14 protein-coding genes are annotated in these 19,286 nt (G+C 70.7%); 3 read left to right on the forward strand and 11 right to left on the reverse strand.

Features of this window, described 5'->3' with window-relative positions; genetic code table 11:
• Positions 1–2 precede the first annotated feature (2 nt).
• The gene (locus tag BMG523DRAFT_RS08315; protein WP_011435281.1) at positions 3–680 is read left to right on the forward strand and encodes a TetR/AcrR family transcriptional regulator; all 678 of its coding nucleotides are present in this window, start codon (positions 3–5) and stop codon (positions 678–680) included.
• Between the two features lie 194 nt (positions 681–874).
• On the opposite strand, the gene hpnH is transcribed toward BMG523DRAFT_RS08315, so the two are convergent.
• Complete coding sequence (gene hpnH, locus BMG523DRAFT_RS08320; protein ID WP_011435280.1) at positions 875–1,879, reverse strand: adenosyl-hopene transferase HpnH; 1,005 nt, start codon at positions 1,877–1,879, stop codon at positions 875–877.
• Positions 1,880–2,192: 313 nt separating this feature from the next.
• Positions 2,193–2,768, reverse strand: coding sequence for a PaaI family thioesterase (locus tag BMG523DRAFT_RS08325; RefSeq protein ID WP_011435279.1), 576 nt, complete (start codon positions 2,766–2,768; stop codon positions 2,193–2,195).
• A gap of 59 nt (positions 2,769–2,827) precedes the next feature.
• Here BMG523DRAFT_RS08325 and BMG523DRAFT_RS08330 point away from each other — a divergent pair, with 59 nt between their 5' ends.
• The gene (locus BMG523DRAFT_RS08330; RefSeq protein WP_011435278.1) at positions 2,828–3,193 is read left to right on the forward strand and encodes a helix-turn-helix domain-containing protein; all 366 of its coding nucleotides are present in this window, start codon (positions 2,828–2,830) and stop codon (positions 3,191–3,193) included.
• Between the two features lie 86 nt (positions 3,194–3,279).
• Here the strand turns inward: BMG523DRAFT_RS08330 and ispH are convergent, their stop codons facing one another.
• The 8 genes from ispH to BMG523DRAFT_RS08370 all read right to left on the reverse strand — a co-directional run bounded on the left by ispH (position 3,280) and on the right by BMG523DRAFT_RS08370 (position 15,329).
• Complete coding sequence (gene ispH / locus BMG523DRAFT_RS08335) at positions 3,280–5,106, reverse strand: 4-hydroxy-3-methylbut-2-enyl diphosphate reductase (protein WP_023841192.1); 1,827 nt, start codon at positions 5,104–5,106, stop codon at positions 3,280–3,282.
• Positions 5,103–7,343 (reverse strand): prenyltransferase/squalene oxidase repeat-containing protein, encoded by a 2,241-nt coding sequence (locus BMG523DRAFT_RS08340; protein ID WP_043590807.1) that lies wholly within the window; start codon positions 7,341–7,343, stop codon positions 5,103–5,105. The genes ispH and BMG523DRAFT_RS08340 overlap by 4 nt, the downstream gene beginning before the upstream one ends.
• 100 nt (positions 7,344–7,443) lie before the next feature.
• Positions 7,444–8,460, reverse strand: a complete 1,017-nt coding sequence (locus BMG523DRAFT_RS08345) for a polyprenyl synthetase family protein (protein ID WP_011435275.1) — start codon at positions 8,458–8,460, stop codon at positions 7,444–7,446.
• Positions 8,457–10,166 (reverse strand): hydroxysqualene dehydroxylase HpnE, encoded by a 1,710-nt coding sequence (hpnE, locus tag BMG523DRAFT_RS08350; RefSeq protein WP_011435274.1) that lies wholly within the window; start codon positions 10,164–10,166, stop codon positions 8,457–8,459. The genes BMG523DRAFT_RS08345 and hpnE overlap by 4 nt, the downstream gene beginning before the upstream one ends.
• Entirely contained in the window at positions 10,163–11,077 is a 915-nt protein-coding gene (gene hpnD, locus BMG523DRAFT_RS08355) for a presqualene diphosphate synthase HpnD (RefSeq protein ID WP_011435273.1), read from the reverse strand. Before hpnD ends, hpnE begins: the two co-directional genes overlap by 4 nt.
• Positions 11,074–12,153 carry a squalene synthase HpnC gene (gene hpnC / locus BMG523DRAFT_RS08360; RefSeq protein WP_043590808.1) on the reverse strand — a complete coding sequence of 360 codons (1,080 nt, stop codon included), beginning with the start codon at positions 12,151–12,153 and terminating at the stop codon, positions 11,074–11,076. The genes hpnD and hpnC overlap by 4 nt, the downstream gene beginning before the upstream one ends.
• Before the next feature lie 439 nt (positions 12,154–12,592).
• Positions 12,593–13,372, reverse strand: a complete 780-nt coding sequence (locus tag BMG523DRAFT_RS08365) for an SDR family NAD(P)-dependent oxidoreductase (protein WP_085014068.1) — start codon at positions 13,370–13,372, stop codon at positions 12,593–12,595.
• 994 nt (positions 13,373–14,366) lie between these two features.
• Positions 14,367–15,329 (reverse strand): TetR/AcrR family transcriptional regulator, encoded by a 963-nt coding sequence (locus tag BMG523DRAFT_RS08370; RefSeq protein WP_083494770.1) that lies wholly within the window; start codon positions 15,327–15,329, stop codon positions 14,367–14,369.
• A gap of 158 nt (positions 15,330–15,487) precedes the next feature.
• On the opposite strand from BMG523DRAFT_RS08370, the gene BMG523DRAFT_RS08375 reads away from it, so the two are divergent.
• Positions 15,488–17,764: an MMPL family transporter gene (locus tag BMG523DRAFT_RS08375; protein WP_043590810.1), complete on the forward strand. Its 2,277-nt coding sequence runs from the start codon at positions 15,488–15,490 to the stop codon at positions 17,762–17,764.
• Between the two features lie 280 nt (positions 17,765–18,044).
• Here BMG523DRAFT_RS08375 and BMG523DRAFT_RS08380 read toward each other — a convergent pair whose 3' ends face one another.
• Positions 18,045–18,737 carry an NUDIX hydrolase gene (locus BMG523DRAFT_RS08380; RefSeq protein WP_043590823.1) on the reverse strand — a complete coding sequence of 231 codons (693 nt, stop codon included), beginning with the start codon at positions 18,735–18,737 and terminating at the stop codon, positions 18,045–18,047.
• Positions 18,738–19,286: the final 549 nt, after the last annotated feature.

Here is a 19,286-nt window from a genome sequence, read left to right on the forward strand (position 1 = left end):
GGGTGACACGAAGCCGTCGTACCGAGCAGACGGCTGACACCCGTCAGGCCCTGATCTCCGCCGCCCGCCGTCGGTTCGCCGAACAGGGGTTCGCCTCCACCGGCACCGAGGAGATCGTCGCCGACGCGCAGGTCACCCGCGGCGCGCTTTATCACCACTTCCGCGACAAGGCCGCACTGTTTCGCACCGTGATGGAACAGGTCGCGACGGAGGTGGCCGAACAGCTCGTCGCCGGTGAACTTGCCCGGGACGCGGAGCTTCCCAGCGACGCCTGGACGCAGCTCCGGTCCGGGTTCCAGTCCCTGCTCGACATCTCCACCGCGGACAGCGACTTCCAGCGCATTGTCCTCGTCGACGGTCCGGCCGTGCTGGGCAACGACGCCTGGGATGCGCTCGTTGAGAAGCACGGCTACCGGCTGCTCTCGGAGTGGCTGGAGCGCGCGATGGCCGAGGACCGCATCGACCCGCTGCCAGTGGTCCCGCTGACCAGGCTGGTCGCCGCCCTGCTGTCGGAGGCGAGCATCTACACCGCCGGCGCCGCGGACCCGGACACCGCCCGCCTCGAGGTCGGCACCGTGCTCGACCGGCTGCTGCGCGGGCTCGGCCGCGGTGGCGATCTCGCCGAGCAGCCGCCGGTCAGTGCCGACGGCGGCGCCGGCTCCCGCGGGACCGCCGGCTAAGGCCGGCTGGCGTCGTCAACGCCAGCGAAACCCTGCTCCCGCCGGCCCTGCTCCCGCCGACGCGAGGCGGGGCGGCACAGACGACGACCGCCCCGACCGGGTGAACCCGGTCGGGGCGGCGACCTGCCGGCCGGACGACGTCACCTGACGGTGACGGTGGCGCCGTGAGCCGGCTCAGACCACGATGAGCCAGCTCAGACGCTGCGGGCCGCTCGGATGGACTCCTTGAGGGAACCCATGGTGGCCAGCACCGCGGAGGTCTCATAGCCGCAGTGCGCCATGCAGTTCGCGCACCGCGGGTCCTTGCCACGACCGTAGGCGTCCCAGTCGGTGGTCTCGACGAGCTCCTTGTAGGACGAGACGTACCCGTCACTCATCAGGTAGCAGGGCTTCTGCCAGCCGAAGAGCGAGTAGCTCGGGATGCCCCACGCGGTGCAGCTGAGCTCCCTCTTACCCTCCAGGAAGTCCAGGAAGACCGGCGAGTGGTTGAGCCGGAACTTCTTGCGCCGGCCGTCCGCGAAGACCTTCGAGAACATCTCGCGGGTCTCCTGGACCCCCAGGAAGTGCTCCTGGTCGGGCGCCTTCTCGTAGGCATAGCCGGGTGAGAGCTGGATCTGGTCGACCTTGAGGTCGTCGTTGAGGAACGTCAGGATGTCGATGACGTCCTGCGGGCTGTCGTTGTTGAAGAACGTCGAGTTGGACCCGACCCGGAAGCCCGCGGCCTTCGCCGCGTGGAAGGCACGGACGCACTCGTCGAACGTGCCCTCCTTCTCCACCACCGCGTCGTGCCGCTCACGCAGACCGTCGATGTGCAGGACGAAGGTGAAGTACGGCGACGGGGTGAAGTTCTTGAGCTTCTTCTGGAGCAGCAGCCCGTTCGTGCAGAGGATCACGAACTTCTTGCGCTTGACCAGCTGGTTCACGATCTCGTGGATCTGCGGGTGCATCAGCGGCTCGCCGCCCGCGATCGCGACCACCGGAGCACCGCATTCCTCCACCGCGGCCAAGGCGTCGTCGACGCTCATCCGCTGCTTGAGCACGGACGCCGGATGCTGGATCTTGCCACATCCAGTGCAGGACAGGTTGCAGGCAAACAGCGGCTCCAGCTCCAGTACGAGCGGGAAGTGCTTGCGACGAAGCAGCTTCTGCTTCGCCAGGTAGGTCCCAATCCGGAGCTGGTACCGCCACTCGACCGCCACGGCTGGCCCCCTCTCGTTAGGTCACCAGTGGATGAGCGATGATCTCTGCATTGACCATACAGCGTGTACGTACAGACTGCATGTGGATCGTCCGATGAACTGCCCCACAAGGGTGTCCGTTAGCCGACCCCGCCGAGTTGCGGACACCGGGAAGACAAGGCCGGGACAGCGCGGACACGGGTTCGGGACAGTCCACGGACGATGTCGGGCCAGCAGCCCGACGACGTGCCCGTGGTCGCATCCGGCCCGGCCGAGCGTCGGGTCGGGTCTCCGGCCAGGCCGCGGAATCAGGCCATGGGATCAGGCCATGGGATCAGGCCGTCTCACCCATGATCAGACAGGTGCTGCTGGCGGTGGCCACGACCTTGCCCTGGTCATCCCGGACGTCTCCCTCAGCGAAAGCCACCCGCCGTCCCGGCCTGGTCACCCAGCCGTGCGCGGTGAGCCGGCTCGGCCGGCCGACGACGACGCGTACCGGCCGCAGGTAATTAACCTTGATCTCGATGGAGGTATACGCCACCGCGGCCGCCAGCGTGGAGTGCACCGCGCAGGCAGTCGCGGTGTCCAGGATCGTGCAGACCAGGCCACCGTGGACGAGGCCGATCGGGTTGTAGGCCGACTCGTCCGGCAGACAGGTGAAGACAACGTCTCCCGGCGCGACCTCGACCGGCCGGAAGTCGAACAGGCGGGAGATCGGGGGCGGCGGAATGCGCCCGTCACGCATCGCGGACAGGAACTCCAACCCGCTCAGCGACGCCGCCGCCGCGGCGACCGGCAGCGGGTCGTGCCAGGTGATCGTCTTGCTCCGCGGCTCGCCCCAGGCAGCCGGGTCGTGCGGGTGGCCTGAGGCGGATTCGGGCCGCGCGGATTCGGGCTCAGTCGTGGTCATGCCCGCAGCCTAGACTGGCTGCATTCAGGATACGTACCCAGTATCGATAGGATGCACCGATGCAGGAATCGTCCGACGGCCCGCGGGCCTGTCCGATCGCGCGGACGCTGGAGGTCGTGGGTGAGCGCTGGTCCCTGCTGGTCATCCGGGAGATCACGCTGGGGGTCCACCGCTTCGAGGGCATCCGGGCCGGCACCGGGGCGCCCCGAGCCGTGCTGGTCGAGCGGCTGCGGGCGCTGGAGCGCGCGGGGGTGCTGGAGCGTCAGCCGTACCAGGAGGCGGGCGCCCGGTCCCGGCACGAGTACCGGCTGACGTCCTCCGGCCGGGACCTGGCACCGGTCCTGCTGGCCCTGCGCCGGTGGGGTGAGCGGCACGCCGCACCGACCCGGCCGCCCGCGGCCGATCGCGGCGCCGCATCCGGCTGAACCGAACCCCACCGTGTCGCCCGGGCGACGCCACCGGCTTCGCCCTCGCCGGGCCGCACCTCGGGACCGCCCGGGAGCCGGGCGCACTATGGCCCTGGAACGGGCGCCGGGGCCGGTCGGCGCAGTTCCTTGGGCAGGTGGAAGGCGAGCGTCTCGGTGCCGACGGAACGCACCGAGACGTCCGTCGCGCCGAGACCCGACAACGCGGTCAGGAGCTCGTTGACGAGGGACGGCGGGGCCGAGGCGCCGGCCGAGATGCCGATCGTGTCCACGCCGGCAAGCCAGGACAGATGCACGTCCCCGACGTCCCCGACCAGATGCGCCTCGACGCCGTCGCGCCTGCTCACCTCGACGAGCCGCACGGAGTTCGCGCTGTTGGCCGAGCCGACGACGAGGACGAGCTGGGCCTCCTCGGCAACCTTGCGGACCGCGTTCTGCCGGTTCGAGGTCGCGTAGCAGATATCGGTGGAGCCCGGCCCGACGATCGCCGGGAACCGCTCCGTCAACGCGTCGACGACCTCCGCGGCCTCGTCCAGGGCCAGCGTGGTCTGCATGAGGTAGGTAACGCGCTCGGGATCGGGAACGTCGAGGGAGCCGACGTCGGCCGAGGACTCGACCAGCGTGATGCGGCCGGGCGCCTCGCCGAGGGTTCCGTCCACCTCCTCGTGGCCGGAATGGCCGATGAGCAGCACGGTGTCCCCGCGGGCGGTGAACCGGCGGGCCTCGGTGTGCACCTTCTCCACCAGCGGACAGGTGGCGTCGATAACGGACAGGCCGCGCTCGCCCGCCTGGTCCCAGACGGCCGGGGCCACTCCGTGCGCGGAGAAGACGACCGTCGAGCCGCCGGGCACCTCGTCGAGCTCCTCGACGAAGATCGCTCCACGGCTGGCCAGGTCGGCTACCACGTGGGCGTTGTGCACGATCTGCTTACGGACGTAGACCGGCGCGCCGTAGATCTCCAGGGCGCGCTCGACGACCTCGATCGCCCGTTCGACGCCGGCGCAGAACGCCCGCGGCTCGGCGAGCAGAACCTGGCGACGGCCGACCGCGGCGGCCCACGCCTCGATGGGGCGCCCGAGCGGACGCATCGTGCGCAGACCACGGATTCCGCGGCGGGCCAGGTCGATACGTCCCAGCGGCTGCGCCGCCGTGTCGACGATGACGCGGACGGCGGCGAACGGCACGTCGCCGACTCCCGCCGCCAGCTCCGCGGACTCCATGTCGACGGCAAGGGCCCCGGTCGCGGCGAGTTCCGCGCGGGCCGTGCCGCCGACGAGCCGCGGCACGGTGACGATCGGGCCGACGTGCACGGTGAGCCCGAGCCGGCGCAGGTCGCCGGCCAGCAGGGGCGCGGCCGCGCAACGGCCGGCGACGGTGCCGTCGGCGTTGCGGATCTCGCTGGCCACGACGACGTCACCGGGCTCGATCCCGGCCGCCAGTCCCCCGGAGAGACCGACGAGGGCGACGGCGTCCGGGCCTGTGTCGCGCACCAGCCGGGCGGCCTTGCGCGCCCGTTCCGGACCCATGCCGGTGCGCACGATGACGGTGTCCGCGCTGAGGCCCGACCGACCGGCGGCCATTGCCTCGACCCGCAGGGCCGCCGCGACGACCAGCCGCGCCCGACCGCGCACGGGGGTTGGCTCCTGCTCCGGGACGACCGCCGCGGCCGGCCGGTGGACCGACGCCGGGAGCGCGGCCGACGGCAGGGACGGCGACGACGACTCCTGCGCCGGGATCTCGGTGGGGGAGGCCGGAACGGTCCTGATCCCGGCACCCGCGGCCGCGGCGACGGCCCTCTGAGCCGCGCTCGTCGTGGCGGCGGACGCGCCGTCCCCGGCGGACGCGCCGTCCCCGACGTCCCCTGCGCCCCCGGCGTTCCCGTCGCCGCCGGCCGCGGATGCGAAGATGTTCATGGCGTGGCCACCCCGGTGAGGGTCACGTACCGACCAAGCGCGGTCAGCGGGAAGACCAGCCGGTACAGGTGGTAGTTGAGGTAGAAGTCACCGGGGAAACCGGTTCCGGTGAACTGGGGCTCGTCCCAGGTCCCATCCGGCCGCTGGGTCTCGCACAGCCAGCGCACTCCCCGTTTGACGGCCTTGCTGTGCGGGTCGACAGCCAGCAGCGCGAGCAGGGCCCAGGCGGTCTGCGAGGCGGTGAGCTCACCCCGACCGATCCAGGCCGGATCGTCGTAGGAGCGTGGGTCCTCACCCCATCCACCGTCGGGCGACTGGTGCTCCAGCAGCCAGCGCACCGCGGCTGTGATCGCCGGGTGGTCGGCGGGAACGCCGGCGGCGATCAGCGCCGGAACCACGGCGCCGGTGCCGTAGACGTGGTTGATCCCCCACCGGCCGAACCAGGAGCCGCCCGGTTCCTGGTTGTCCAGCAGCCACTGCACCGCCCGCCGGGTGATCGGGTGGTCGGAACGGCCGAGGTCGGCCAGCATCTCCACGATGTGGGCGGTGACGTCCGCCGACGGCGGGTCGACAACCTCGCCGAAGTCGCAGAACGGGATCTTCGCTGTCAGCGTCCGCACGTTGTCGGCGTCGAAGGCACCCCAGGCCCCGTCCGACGACCGCATGCCGACGCTCCAGTCGACCCCACGGGCCGCGGCCGCGCGCATCGCCCCGGCCAGCTGCGGGTCGACCGCCGCGAGGCCGCGGGAGGCGCGGTCACGCGCGGCCGGCGAGAGCTCGGCGGTGCCGCCCGGGGTGACGCTGCCACTCGGGGTGACGGTGCCACCCGGGGTGACATGGCTGCCACCGAGCAGGCGACGCAGCGCCAACACGACCTCGGCGGTGTCGTCGGTATCCGGGTAGAAGTCGTTGTCGAACTCGAACGCCCAGCCGCCAGGGGCGAGCGCCGGACGGCGGACCGCCCAGTCCCCGGCCACCCTGACCTCTTCGTCGACCAGCCAGCGGCCGGCCCGCACCATCGCGGGATGGTCGGCGGGGACGCCGGCGTCCGAGAGCGCGACCACCGCGAGCGCGGTGTCCCAGACCGGCGACTGGCATGCCTCGATCTGGGCGGTCGGCCCCTCCGGGGTCTCGCGCCGGATGATGTAGCGTTCCATTCCCCGGAACGCCGTGGCGATCACCGGGTGGTTGAGGGGGTATCCCATGAGATGCAGCGCCATGACGGAGTAGATCCACGGCGGCTGGATGCCCCCCCAGCACCCGTCGGCCTCCTGGCGGGCGACGACCCACTCGGTGGCCCGGCGCAGCGCCAGGGTGCGCAGCACCTTGATCGGCCGGCGCTCATAGCGGTGCAGGATCGCGTCCAACCGCTCGAAGGCGCCTTCCCAGCTGTGCAGCGGGGCCGGCTTCGGCGGCGTCACGGGTGCCGCGACCTTGATCTCGTCGATGCTGAAGCCGAGGTCGCGCACGGGCCGGAGCGACCCGACGATCGTCAACGCGACGATCGTCTGGCGGGCCCAACAGCCGAAGTCGTAGACGTTCAGCGGGAACCAGGACGGCAGGAAGATCAGTTCCGGCGGCAGGACGGGCACGTCGTCCCAGGACCACTCGCCGAAGGTCGCCAGCCAGATGCGGGTGAACACCCGGGCGGCCGCCACCCCGCCCTGGGAGCGGATGAGCGCGGCCGCCGCCGCCATGTGCGGGGCGTCGGGCTCGTCACCGGCCAGACGCAGGGCGATGTACGCCTCGACCGTGGTGGACAGCTCGGCCGGTCCGCCGTAGTACGTGGCCCAGCCGCCGTCCGCGAGTTGCTGGGACCGCACCCACCGGGCGATCGGCTCGGTCTCCTCCTCGGTGCGGATGCCGAGGAACTGCTTCATGAACAGGTGTTCGGCGTCGATCGTGACGTTCGTCTCGAGGTCGCCCTTCCACCAGCCCTCCTCGGACTGCAGCCCGAGGAGGTGGTCCCGAGCCTGGTTGGCCGCGGTCATCGCCGCGGCCAGGTCCGGATCGACCGAGGTCTGCGTCGTGGGCGGGGTGCCGTCGGCGGTCGCCGCGCCACCGCCGGACACACCACCGCCGGACACACCACCGCCGGACACACCACCGCCGGACAGCGGTGGCGAGGACCGGGAGATCCCGTAAGCGTCGGGCGTGGCGGGCGCGGGAATGTTAACGCGCTTCGAGCTCTTCGCGGCCTTTGGAGCAGCCGGGGACGGGTCCGAGGTCAGGCTCATCGACGACTCCCCTCGTCGTACATGCGATGGTCATGAAGACGATCAACGTGCTGATCGCCGGGCCGGGCGGGAACGGCGACTGCACTCACCCGTCGTCTCCTCAGCGGTCTCGTTCGGTCACGAAGCGCGCGAGGGCCAGCAGTTCCGCCTCGATCTCGGCGGGCATCGACAGCGAGCGGAGCACGTTCTCGCAGGCCTTCAGCTGGCCGTCGGCCTCGGCGGTGGTCCAGTCCCGCCCGCCGGCCCGCTCGATCAGGTCCGCGATGTGCGTCAGCTCCGCCTCGGTGGACTCCCCGGTGCCGGTGAGGAACGCCCGCAGCTCCTCGGCCGCGGCTCCGCCGGCCTCCAGGGCCACCACGACCGGCACCGACTTCTTGCGGGAACGCAGGTCCGACAACACCGGCTTGCCGGTCACCGAGGGATCACCCCAGATACCAAGCAGGTCGTCGATGAGCTGGAACGCGGTGCCGAGCCGGGAGCCGTACTCGGCGAGGGCGTTGACCATGTCGTCACCGGCCCCGGCGAGCACGGCGCCGAGGGAGGCCGAGCAGGCCAGCAGCGCGCCGGTCTTGCCGTCCTCCATGTGCAGCGTCTCGGCGACGCTGACGTCCGACCGTTTCTCGAACATCAGGTCCTCGGCCTGGCCACGGACGAGGTCCTGGACGCCCGCGCCCAGGATCAGCGCCGCACGACGGCCGGGCTCCCCCTCGACCTCCAGCAGGACCTGGGTCGCGAGGCCGAGCAGCGCGTCCCCGGCGAGGATCGCGCCGTCGGCACCGAAGATCGTCCAGGCCGTGGGCCGGTGGCGGCGCTCGGTGTCGCCGTCCATAAGATCGTCGTGCAGCAGCGAGAAGTCGTGCACCAGCTCGACGGCGACCGCTGCCGGCAGCCCGGTCTCCGCCGGGGCGCCGGCGGCCTGCGCCGACAGCAGCGCCAGCGCCGGGCGTACCAGCTTGCCCCCGCCGCCGGACAGTGGCGCGCCCTCGGCGTCGACCCAGCCGCGGTGGTAGGCGACGACGTGACGAAGTCGTGGGTGGAGCCGATCCACCGTGGCGCGCAAGGCAGGCACGGTGAGGGTCCGCCCACGCTCGATCGCATCCGGAACCGTCATGGTCATACCGGGAATCCCCCTGTGGATGTGTGCCTTGGCTGGCCGGACGGAAGCGGCCGGACGACCGCCGCCGATCCGGCGGGAACCGCGTTGTCCCCTCGTGGATCCTGTGGATCCCGCACCTGCGCGGCCGTGGCGCCGCCGCCCGGTGCGCTCACCGATTCAGTGCCTACCGGTACCGACTCACCCACCTGCTCGGGGAGCCGTCCGTCCGTCCTTCGGGCCTGCGGGCCCGGCCCGCGTGGCTCGTTGACGTCGACCCCCATACCGGCCAGGTTCTCACGGACAGCAGTGAGTCCGCTACGCACGGCCGACTCCATGGTCGCCGGCCATCCGGTGTCGGTCCAGGTCCCGGCCAGGGCGAAGCCGGTCAGGCCGGTCGACGCGCCCGGACGCAACGCGAGCGAACCGGGCACCTGCCGGAAGGTCGCCGTACGTTCCCGAGTGACGAAAACCTCCAGTGGCCCGGCCGCCCGCGCGGCCGGGAACAGCCGGGCCATCTCCTCGACGAACAGGGTCCGCAGCTCGTTCGCCGGACGATCGACCCATGGCTCCGCCGCGGACTGCGACAGCGCCAGGTACTGGGCACCGGGCGGGCCGGCAGCGGCGAGCCCGGAGGAGACCGTGCGATCGAAGATCCATTGAATGGGCGAGTCGACCACGGCCAGGAACGGGCCGTCGATCACCGGTCGAGGATAGATCATGTGCACGTTGATGATCGGCGAGTCGCCGAGCTCACGCAGCCGGGCCGCCTCGGGTTCGGCGCCGGCTGGCAGAAGGGACGCGGCGGCGGGCGGCGGCACCGCGAGCACGACCGCGTCCGCCCGCAGCACGCCGCGGTCGTCGGTGCCGGGCACCGCCGCGCCGCGACCGGTCCCGCCCGCGGTGACGGCCAGTTCCCATCCGCTGCCCGCGGCGGTGATGGACCGGACCTTCACCCCGGTGCGCACGTCGGCGCCGGCCGCGGTGAGCGTCTCCATCGCCGCGTCGCCGTGCAGTCGGGACAGGGGGACCTCGGCCCAGCCGAGGTCCCCGGCGGCGGCGCCCTCCAGCAGACCGGTCCGCACGACCTTGGCTGCGAGGCCGAGGGAGGCGTCGGCGGCGGGCACGTTCAGCGTCGCGACCGTCAGCAGTTCCCACAACGCCTTCGTCGCCGCGGGGCCCTGGCCGTGGGTGGACAACCAGGTGCCGAACGACTGCTCGTCCACCGCCGGGGAGCGCTGGTCGAGCCGCCCGAGCTGAAACGCCGCGAGCCCGGCCCGCAGCCGTTCGGCGATCGGCAGCGCCTGGTACCCCAGCAACGCCGGGGCCAGGTGCAGTGGCGCCGGCAGCGGGACCCTCGTCCGGCGCAGCCGGGTCCGGGTCAACGAGTCGCCGAGCAGCACCGGCACGTCCAGCCGGGACTGCAGGGTGGTCAGGTGTTCGACGCCGAGTCGCTGCAGCAGCCCACGGTAGGCCGTGCAGCACCGCATGAACACGTGCTGGCCGGTGTCGATCCACAGCTGCCCGCGCCGGAACGACGTCGTCGCCCCGCCGAGGCGGGGACGTGCCTCCAGCAGGGTCACGCGGGCCCCGCTGTCCACGGCCAGCAGCGCCGCGGCCATGCCCGCGAGCCCGCCGCCGACGACGGCGAGATGCGGGCGTTCGTCCGTCCGCCCGGCGGGCCGCGTCCCCCATGCCGGCGCGACGTCCGCACCGGCACCCGTGGTCATGCCGCCCTCATCTCGGGCCGCCCCGCGAGGCTGCGGGCGGCGACGACCGCCTTCTCCCAGCCGGGCAGCGCCAGCCGACGATCGAGCACCGCGGACGGATCGGTCTTGATCCGCCGGTTGAGCCGCAGGTAGATGCCGGCCATCGCCCCACAACAGGCCGCGCTGCGCCGGTCGAGCAGGTCGAGCAGGACGAGCCCACGCCCATACCACTCCTCCGCTCGCTGCGCCGACGTCCGCAGGTACGCGATGAGCGCGTCGGGGGGGCCGCCGAGGCGACCGGTCGCGTCCACCTCGAGTTCGACGCCGGCGGCCTTCAGCTCCTGGCGCGGCAGGTAGATCCGGCCGCCGAGCAGGTCCTCGCGCACGTCCCGGAGGATGTTCGTCTGCTGGAGTGCGACCCCGAGGGCGTCCGCGACCCCCGAGGCGTCGCGGTGGGAGGTGGCCCGCTCGCTGCCAAAGATGCCGAGCGAGAGACGCCCGATCGTCCCGGCGACCAGGCGGCAGTAGCCGACGAGATCGTCGAACGTGTCGTAGGTGGTGCCGCGCACGTCACTCTCGACCCCGTCGGCGAGTTCGATGAACGCCTCCAACGGGATCGGGAACCGGCGGGCGGCGTCGGCGAGGGCGACGAAGACCGGATCATCGGAGCTGTTCGTCCCCAGCTCCTCGACCTCCGCGCGGACCTGGGCCAGCCCGGCGAACTTCGCCTCCTCGGGAAGATCGCCGTCGCCGATGTCGTCGAGGCGGCGGGCGAGCGCGTAGACGGCGCTCAGCGCCCCCCGCTTCTCGGCCGGCAGCAGGCGAATGCCGTAGGAGAAGTTGCGTGCCGCCTCCTTGGTCACGGCCTCGCAGGCGGCATACGCCTCCGCCACGGTCGGCCGGCCCGCGGGGAACTGCGCCGCGGTACTCATCGAACCTCACCCATCTCCGGAAGAACGGACTGTGCTGCGGGGACGCCGGCCTGGGTACTCGTCGCGGCGGTGCCGCCGTGGGCTGTGGAACCGGAACCGGAACCGGAACCCGGCCAGGCCCCGGCCGCGCTGGTCGCGGTGGCGACGGCGGCCGCCGTGTGCGCCACCGCCGACGCTCCGGGAGCCAGCGACCGGGCCAGCGCCGCCAGCGCGAACTCGGCGACCCGTGGCTTCGTCGCCTTCGGTGGCCCACCGAGCACGTCGTAGTCGGCGCGCCTGATCGCGTCCAACGCCGCCCGGCCCCCGCCCACGAAACCGGCCAGGGCCAGCCGCAGCCGCCCGGGCACCATCGACACCAGGGGAGCGCCCTGGTCGATCACCGTACGGGCCCGAGCGACCTCGAAGGCCATCAGATGGCGCACGGCCGGACTCGCGACGGAAGCCCGCAGATCGGCCTCGGTCACCCCGAAGGTGTCCAGATCCTCCAGCGGCAGGTAGATCCGGCCGGCGGCGAGGTCCTCGGCCACGTCCTGCCAGTGCTCGGCGAGCTGCAAGGCGGTGCACACCCGGTCCGACAGCACGACCCGGTCGGGGGTCGCCAGCCCGAAGACGCCCAGCACCATCCGTCCGATCGGATCGGCCGAGAGCGTGCAGTAGCGGACCAGGTCGTCGAAGGTCTCGTAACGGGTGACCCGCTGGTCCTGCCGGTTGGCCTCGACGAGGCGCTGGAACGGTTCGGCGGGCAGGTCACAGTCCCGCACGGTCCGCGCGAGCAGGCGCAGGACCGGCAGCTCCGGCTGCCCACCTGTCCAGATCACCTCGAGGTCCGCCGACAACCGGTCGAGCAGGGCGAGCCGGTCGCCGGCCGCCTCGTCGCCGAGGTTGTCGACGAGCCGGCTGAAGGCGTACAACGCGTTGAAGTGGAAACGAACCGCCGCGGGCAGAACGAACGGCGAGACCGGGAAGTTCTCCGCCGGGGCGGCGCGCAGCAGCTGCTCGGCGGGAGTTGCCAGGCCCGTCGCGGCCGGCTGGGCAGGCGTGCGTGATGGGCTGGTTCGGGCGTCGATGGCTGTCATACGCCTCTCCTTCGATGGCGGTCTGCACTACGGACGCGGTCGGGTCGGATCCCGCATCCCCGGATGCCACGACCGGCGCGGACGTACCCGCAGAGCCCGGGTTCGGAAGGCTCTTCGGAAGGCTCCGCGGTGGGGGTGGCTGCCCGGGTCTCGCCGAGGCGATCAGGATGCGGATCGCACCGGGTGGTCATGGGCACGATCAGCGCGGGCCGGTACGGGAGATGGGCCGGCCCTGGGCCGGTATCGGGATGAGCTCCGCCTGGCCGGCCCCCTTCGGTTGGTCCTCACAGGTCCGTGGGCGGAATGATGCTCCGGCGGCACCACCTGGGCGGCCTGCGGCCGGTGGCCGCCCGTCGGCCGCGGCACTCTCATCGTCGGTGTCGCTCACCCCCAGGGCCGGTCGGAGAGCCGGAAGCGGCCGGGTAGACCACGCCGCGGATCATCCGAAGACACCCGCCAGCCTGCGGTAGACCGACGGGATCGCACCGTGGACCCGCACCGCGCCGAGTAACCAGCGTGGCACCCAGATCTCAGCGTCGCCGCGTCCGGTGGCCGCCAGCATGCGCTGCGCGACAAGCCCGGCCGGTATGGGCCGGGGCCAGCGACGGACGTAGGGCGCGCCACGGCGGTGGAAAAATGGTGTGTCGACGACACCAGGTAGACACAGGGTCACCGTCACACCGCGACCGGCAACCTCGGACCGCAACGCGTCGGCGAAACCGAGCAGAGCGGCCTTGGTTGCGGAATAGGCGACCTCACCGCGCACTCCCAGCGCGCCGGCGATGCTGCCCACCAGCAGGATGCGCCCCTGGCCGCGGTCGAGCATGGCCGGCAACATGGCCCGGACCAGCATCATCGGCGACAGCACGTTGACCGTGACCAGCTCCGCGATCGCGGCCGGGGACATTACCTCGAACGGGCCCGCCGCCCCGAGGCCTGCCGAGCACACCAGCAGGTCGACCTCGCCGAGAAGCTCGGTCGCCCGGGAGGAGACCATCAGTTCCGAGCCGGGACTAGACAGGTCGACCGCGATCCGGTGCCCCTCGGTCGCCGCGGCCACCTCGTCAAGCGCGGCCCCGTTGCGACCGACCAGCAGCGACCGGCATCGGTCCGCGGCCAGCAGCAGCGCGGCCTCCCGGCCGATACCGCTGGATGCTCCCGTGATGACGGCGGTCCGGGGCGGCCAGGTCGAGACGACCGAGCCGGCCCGTAGGGCCAGCCCGGTGAGAGATGTAGACACTCCGTTACCGAAAGCGGGGCGAGACCGGGTGCTCACGACACACCGCTTCCGGTCATTCCCCTCACGCCGTTCTCCCCCGCGGGCACTGGTTGCACGTCACCTACAACTTTCCCTACTCGTCGCCCCGCGTTGCGAGGTGGTCCGACCGAAGGTGATTCGGTGTGGTCCGCTGGCACGAACTCGCCGGCCGGATCGTTGCGTCGGCCACCCTGGCGGGCGGCACCGATCCGAACAGCCACTGCTCATCTCATCAACGCCGGGCTCCGGATCCGCGGCGCGTTGGTAACTCCGCGCCACCGGGCTCACGACTGCCACCATTCCACCGTCCCGTCGCCGGATCGTCCATGGTCAGATGGGCGACATCGGACGGCGGGGGCCTAGCGCGACTCCGGACTCCCTATCACACTCCCTCATCCCGACCGTCCGGCGTCGCCCGATATGACAGCGGTCCGATCGATTCGGAATCTGCTCTCGGAGACCTTCTTCCGGGGACTTCGAACTGGCTCCACATCGACGACTGGGTATTGCGGACTATTTACAACCGCATTGCCTCCGGAGGAAGGACGCGCCGACGACACCTTGCCGACTCGATGCCGGTACACGGCGTCAGGGTCATGGTCGGCCTGCTCCGACGCCAACACCCTCCCGTCAGTCCGATCCGGTCACCACAGGATCACCGGTCGCGACGGAGGCAAAGCCGCCGAGACCTACCTCCGGCGGCAGATGTGTCGACCCGTCCGCGGCGTGCGCCGGACAGGCGGAAGGCTCATCATCCAAACGCTGATCCATCCTCCACACGCGACCACCCTACCGCCCCAGACAAACAAGAGCGAAAGCGGCATTTGCCACGACCAAATAGACGGACCACCATCTACGAACGTCTGAAGAGTGAGATGAGGCACATGAACCGCGAAGGTGGGTGGATACGAAGGGGTGATGCACCGGATCGCTCACGGTCCGGCGCATACAGTCGTCAGTGGAGCCGGACGGAGGCCAGGTCCGGCGCGGGAGACCGGTGAGGCGCCGCGGCCTCCCGGCACGCGGGACGTTCTTCGTGCGCCGGGCAGGATGTCTCGACCGGACCCGCGTCGGCGACCGGACCCGCGTCGGCGACCGGAGCATCCCGTGACCCGGTCAGGTCAGCACCGGAGGGAGACCTGTCACTTTCATGCCCCTCATCACCCACCGCGCCGCAGCCGCCGGAACCAGCGGCGGAGACGGAGACGGAGTCGGCGGGATCGTCACCGAGAGCGGCGAGGGCGGCAGCCACGATCTCCCCCTGCTCCGCGGCGGAGACCAGCGGGGTGAATGTCCTCGATACCTGCGAGACAAGGACCCGGATGCGCTCGGAGCAGGTGACCGCCTCGCCCGCGCCGCTGCGGCGCTCCTCGTCGGCGCTGGTGGACTGCCTGGCGGCGGCCTGGGCACGTTCGATCGCCATCCCGATGATCCCCCCCCGCAGGGATCCGACCGCGCAGTACGCGCGCAGCAACCCGAGATGGGTGGGAGCCGGCCCCGCGAGCCCGTGCACGAGGGCCTGCTGCAGGGACAGTATGTCGCTCTTGCCGATCTTACGGTGAATCACCGAAGGGTCGTCGGCGAAGACGAGCAGCACGCCACCGGGGCCCGCCAGCGCCTCGACGAATCGCTCGATGATGATCCGGGGGGGCGGCGGCGGGGACTGCCGAACGAGATCGACAAGTCGACCCAACTCGGACACGAAGGGCTCCAGCAGAGCGTCGAGGATCGACTCCTTCGACGGAAAGTGGTAATAGAGCGCCGCCTTCGTCACTCCCAGCCGCTCGGAGATGTCCCGCACCGAGGTGCCGGCATACCCCTGTTCGCTGAAGAGGCTCATGGCGGCGGCGAGGATCCGCGATCTGGTATCGCCCCGTGGATCGAGCGATGCCGGATCGGGCGATGTCGGCTCGGTCATGGCGGCCATACACCCCCCCGATCGAGTCCGCGACGGATGTTACCCTCAACTCTACCTACTGAACGACCGGTAAGTTTCTCGGTAGCAATCAGCAGCAAATCGTCAGCATGACGTCGCAGGTAGCGACACCACCGATCACCAACGCCCGAGGGGAAACCGTGGCCTCGCTCGCCCGCTGGTGCTTCCGGCACCGTCGGCTCGTCCTGTTCCTGTGGATCGTCGCGCTGCTCGGGCTCGGCGGCATCAGCCAGGTGGCCGGAAGTAGTTACAAGGACGCCTTCTCCCTGCCCGGCACCGATTCGCAGAAGGCCATCGACCTCCTGCAACGCGACTTCCCGGCGGCGTCGGGAGACAGCGCCACCATCGTGCTGCACAGTGACAAGACTCGTATCACCAACCGTGCCATCTCCGATCGGGCCAGCGAGATGCTCGGCGAGCTCGCCAAGGTCCCGCACGTCACCGGGATCACGAGCCCATACGGGCCGCGGGGCGCCGCCCAGATCAGCAAGGACGGGCACACGGCCTTCGCGACCGTCGACTTCGACCTGCAGGGCATCGAGCTGCCCAAGGACGACATCCAGCGGTTCGTCGACACCGCTCGAGGCTACGGCGGCGACGACCTGCAGGTGGAGGCGACCGGTCAGGTCGTCTCGATCATCGAGCAGCAGCAGCAAAGCTACAGCGAGCTGATCGGCATCATCGCCGCGGCGATCATCCTCTTCGTCGCCTTCGGCTCGTTGCTGGCCGTCACTCTGCCCCTGATCACCGCCATCATGGCCCTCGGGGTCGGCAGCATCCTGATCATCCTGCTCTCCCACGTCCTCACGATCGCCGAGTTCAGCCCGGTCCTCGCGACCTTGATCGGACTGGGCGTCGGCATCGACTACGCCCTGTTCATCGTCAACCGGCACCGCATCGGCCTACGCGCAGGCAAGAGCCCGGAGGAGGCCACGGTCACCGCGGTCAACACCTCCGGGCGCGCCGTGCTCTTCGCCGGCATGACCGTCTGCATCGCGCTGCTCGGCATGTTCGCGCTCGGCGTGAGCTTCCTCTACGGCGTGGCGATCTCGGCGGCGGTAGCCGTGGCGATGACGATGACCGCGGCCGTCACCCTGCTGCCGGCCCTGCTCGGCTTCTACGGCATGAAGGTGCTCAACCGGCGCGACCGGCGCAGGCTGGCTGAGGAGGGCCCGGTGCACGAAAGCACCTCGGGCTTCTGGTGGCACTGGGCGAAGCGGCTGGAGGGGCGGCCCCAGTTGTTCGCGGTGGTCAGCGCGGTGGTCATCGCCGTCATCGCGATCCCGTTCCTCTCGCTGCGGCTCGGCTCGTCCGACCTCGGCAACGGCGACACCGCCAAGACCACCAAGCGCGGCTACGACCTGCTGGCCGAGGGCTTCGGACCGGGGTTCAACGGTCCGTTCAGCATCGTCGCCGAGATCCATTCGCCGCAGGACACGGCAAGCCTCCGCGCTGTGGTGGCGGCGGCCCGCGCGACACCAGGCGTCGCCTCCGTCTCGGCCCCGCGGCCGAGCCCAAACGGGCAGGCGGCGATCGCCACCCTGTACCCGACGACGAGCCCGCAGGCCGAGGCGACCTCGAAGCTGCTCAACCAGCTGCGCGACCACGTGATCCCGCAGGCGAACCAGGCCGGCACCGGCATCTACGTCGGCGGCATCACGGCCACCTTCGAGGACTTCTCCAGCACGCTGTCGGGCAAGCTGCCGCTGTTCATCGGGATCGTGGTTCTCCTCGCCTTCCTGCTGCTGGTAGCGGTGTTCCGCAGCCTGCTGGTCCCGTTGACCGCCTCGCTGATGAACCTGCTCGCGGTCGGGGCGGCCTTCGGCGTGGTCGTCGCGGTGTTCCAGTGGGGCTGGGGCGCATCGCTGTTCAGCATCAGCGGCGGCCCGGTCGAGGCGTTCATCCCGGTGATCCTCTTCGCGATCCTGTTCGGCCTGTCCATGGACTACGAGGTGTTCCTGGTCAGCCGGATGCACGAGGAGTGGACCGCGCGCCGGGACAACCGGATCGCCGTCTCGCTCGGCCAGGCCGAGACCGGCCGGGTCATCTCCGCGGCTGGCGCGATCATGATCCTGGTCTTCGCCTCGTTCATCCTCGGTGACGAACGAGTGATCAAGCTGATGGGCCTCGGGCTCTCGACGGCGATCCTCATCGACGCCTTCATCATCCGGACCGTGCTGGTGCCCTCGCTGATGCACATCTTCGGCACGGCGAACTGGTGGGTGCCGGCCTGGCTCGACCGGGTCCTGCCGCGGATCTCCGTCGAGTCCGCCGAGGATCTGGAGGAGATCCGGCACACCCCGCTGCCCGAGGACGCCGTCGCGGGCCGTCCCGCGGCCGGGGGGCCGGTCCGCCCGCTTCCCGGGCAGGCAGCCCGCGAGGAGCGGAGCTCACGCACCGGCGAGCCCATGCGCTGATCTTCACGGGACCACCCGAACACTGCGGGACCACCCGAACAGTGACAGCCCGCGGGGCGTCCGCCTGGCCGGCGGGCGCCCCGCGGCGCTTGGCCTGCCGGGATCGGCCAGGATGGTGAGCCGGCCGAGGACACGTTCGTCGCCATCGAAGGAACCACGAGCGCGACCGCGACGGTACTGGGCACGTTGTTCCCCTGTGCCCGGGCCCGGTTGGGGGCGTGGGTGCGCAACCGTCACGCCAAACCGGCGGTGCGCCGGATCCTCACCGAGACGCCGGCGGTCATGCCTCCATCACCTCGTTCGCCAAGCTGGACATCATCACCGCACCACATGCGGGTGGCCCCGCGAGCACCTGAGCCGCGCCCGCGCCCCGAGCATCCGGTTCACCGAGCGACGCGACGCTCACCGAACCACCGACGGACTCGGGAATCTGATTACCGAACTCCAGATATCCGCTACGCTGCGGCACCCCCCGCAGGGCCGCGGCGGCACGGACCCGTCGCGCGTGCGGGGACGGCAGCAACCCGCCCACCTCGTCCACGGGGACGAACGCGCAGTTGATGATCTCGTCCATGTCCAGCCGGATGCGCTCCCGCCATGAGGCAGGCAGCACACCGCCGTCGAAGACGAAGGCCAGCATCTCGCTGTCGAGCCACCCGTCGTTAAGACATGGCGCCCAGTCGATCGCGAGCAGACCACCGATCGGTGGGGCGATACCGAGCTCCTCGGCGACCTCCCGTACGCACGCCGAGTAGGGCGATTCCCCCGGTTCGACAAAGCCTCCCGGAATGTCCCAGCCCGGCTTGTACGACGGTTCAACGAGCAGTATGCGGTCTTCTTCATCGAAGAACAGGACACCCGCCGCAGCGTAGGGTCGCGCCATCGGAGGTCGGTTCAAGCTCGCCTCGGTGCCGTGGTCAGGACGCTGCCGTGGGGTGGCCGGCGGCTTCGAGGACATCGCCGACCGCAGCATCAGACCGTCACCGGGTACGCCGGCCGGGTCCGACAGAGCCCGGTCGACTAGGGAAAAGTCAAGATCCTTCTTCATATTATCACACACTTCACATAGTACTGACGAACGGAATTGATGTTCCTGCCGCCGAGTGGTGGGCGACGCGGTGGACCACTAACGATAGGCGACCACGAAGGGACGCGACCCGCCAGCGTTTCGCGGAACTAAGGTAAAAATAATAAAGACGAACCGGCAAGGAGGGCGGGTGCGGTTACCCCGCCGATCCATATCCGCAACGCGGACCGGACGACGATACGACAGAAAGAATTGTGTCGATAGCGGTCGGTGACAGAGATGACCGGTCAACGCGGAACGGACCGGGAGAACGGGCCGAGGCGGAGCGCGGACCGGCCGTCTTCACCCACCTGCGCCGGCCGGCCGCCGAATGGGTCTCCCCCACCGGAACTTGTCAAGATTTTTAGGACAAGATTCTTTGTGAACTAGCCTGTGTTCCGTCCCTGTCGTGATCTCGGTCGAGGGATGACTTCTGATCGTTCGGGCACGCCGTCG

Origin of the sequence: Frankia sp. BMG5.23 (genome assembly GCF_000685765.2) — a bacterium.
Lineage (GTDB): Bacteria > Actinomycetota > Actinomycetes > Frankiales > Frankiaceae > Frankia > Frankia casuarinae.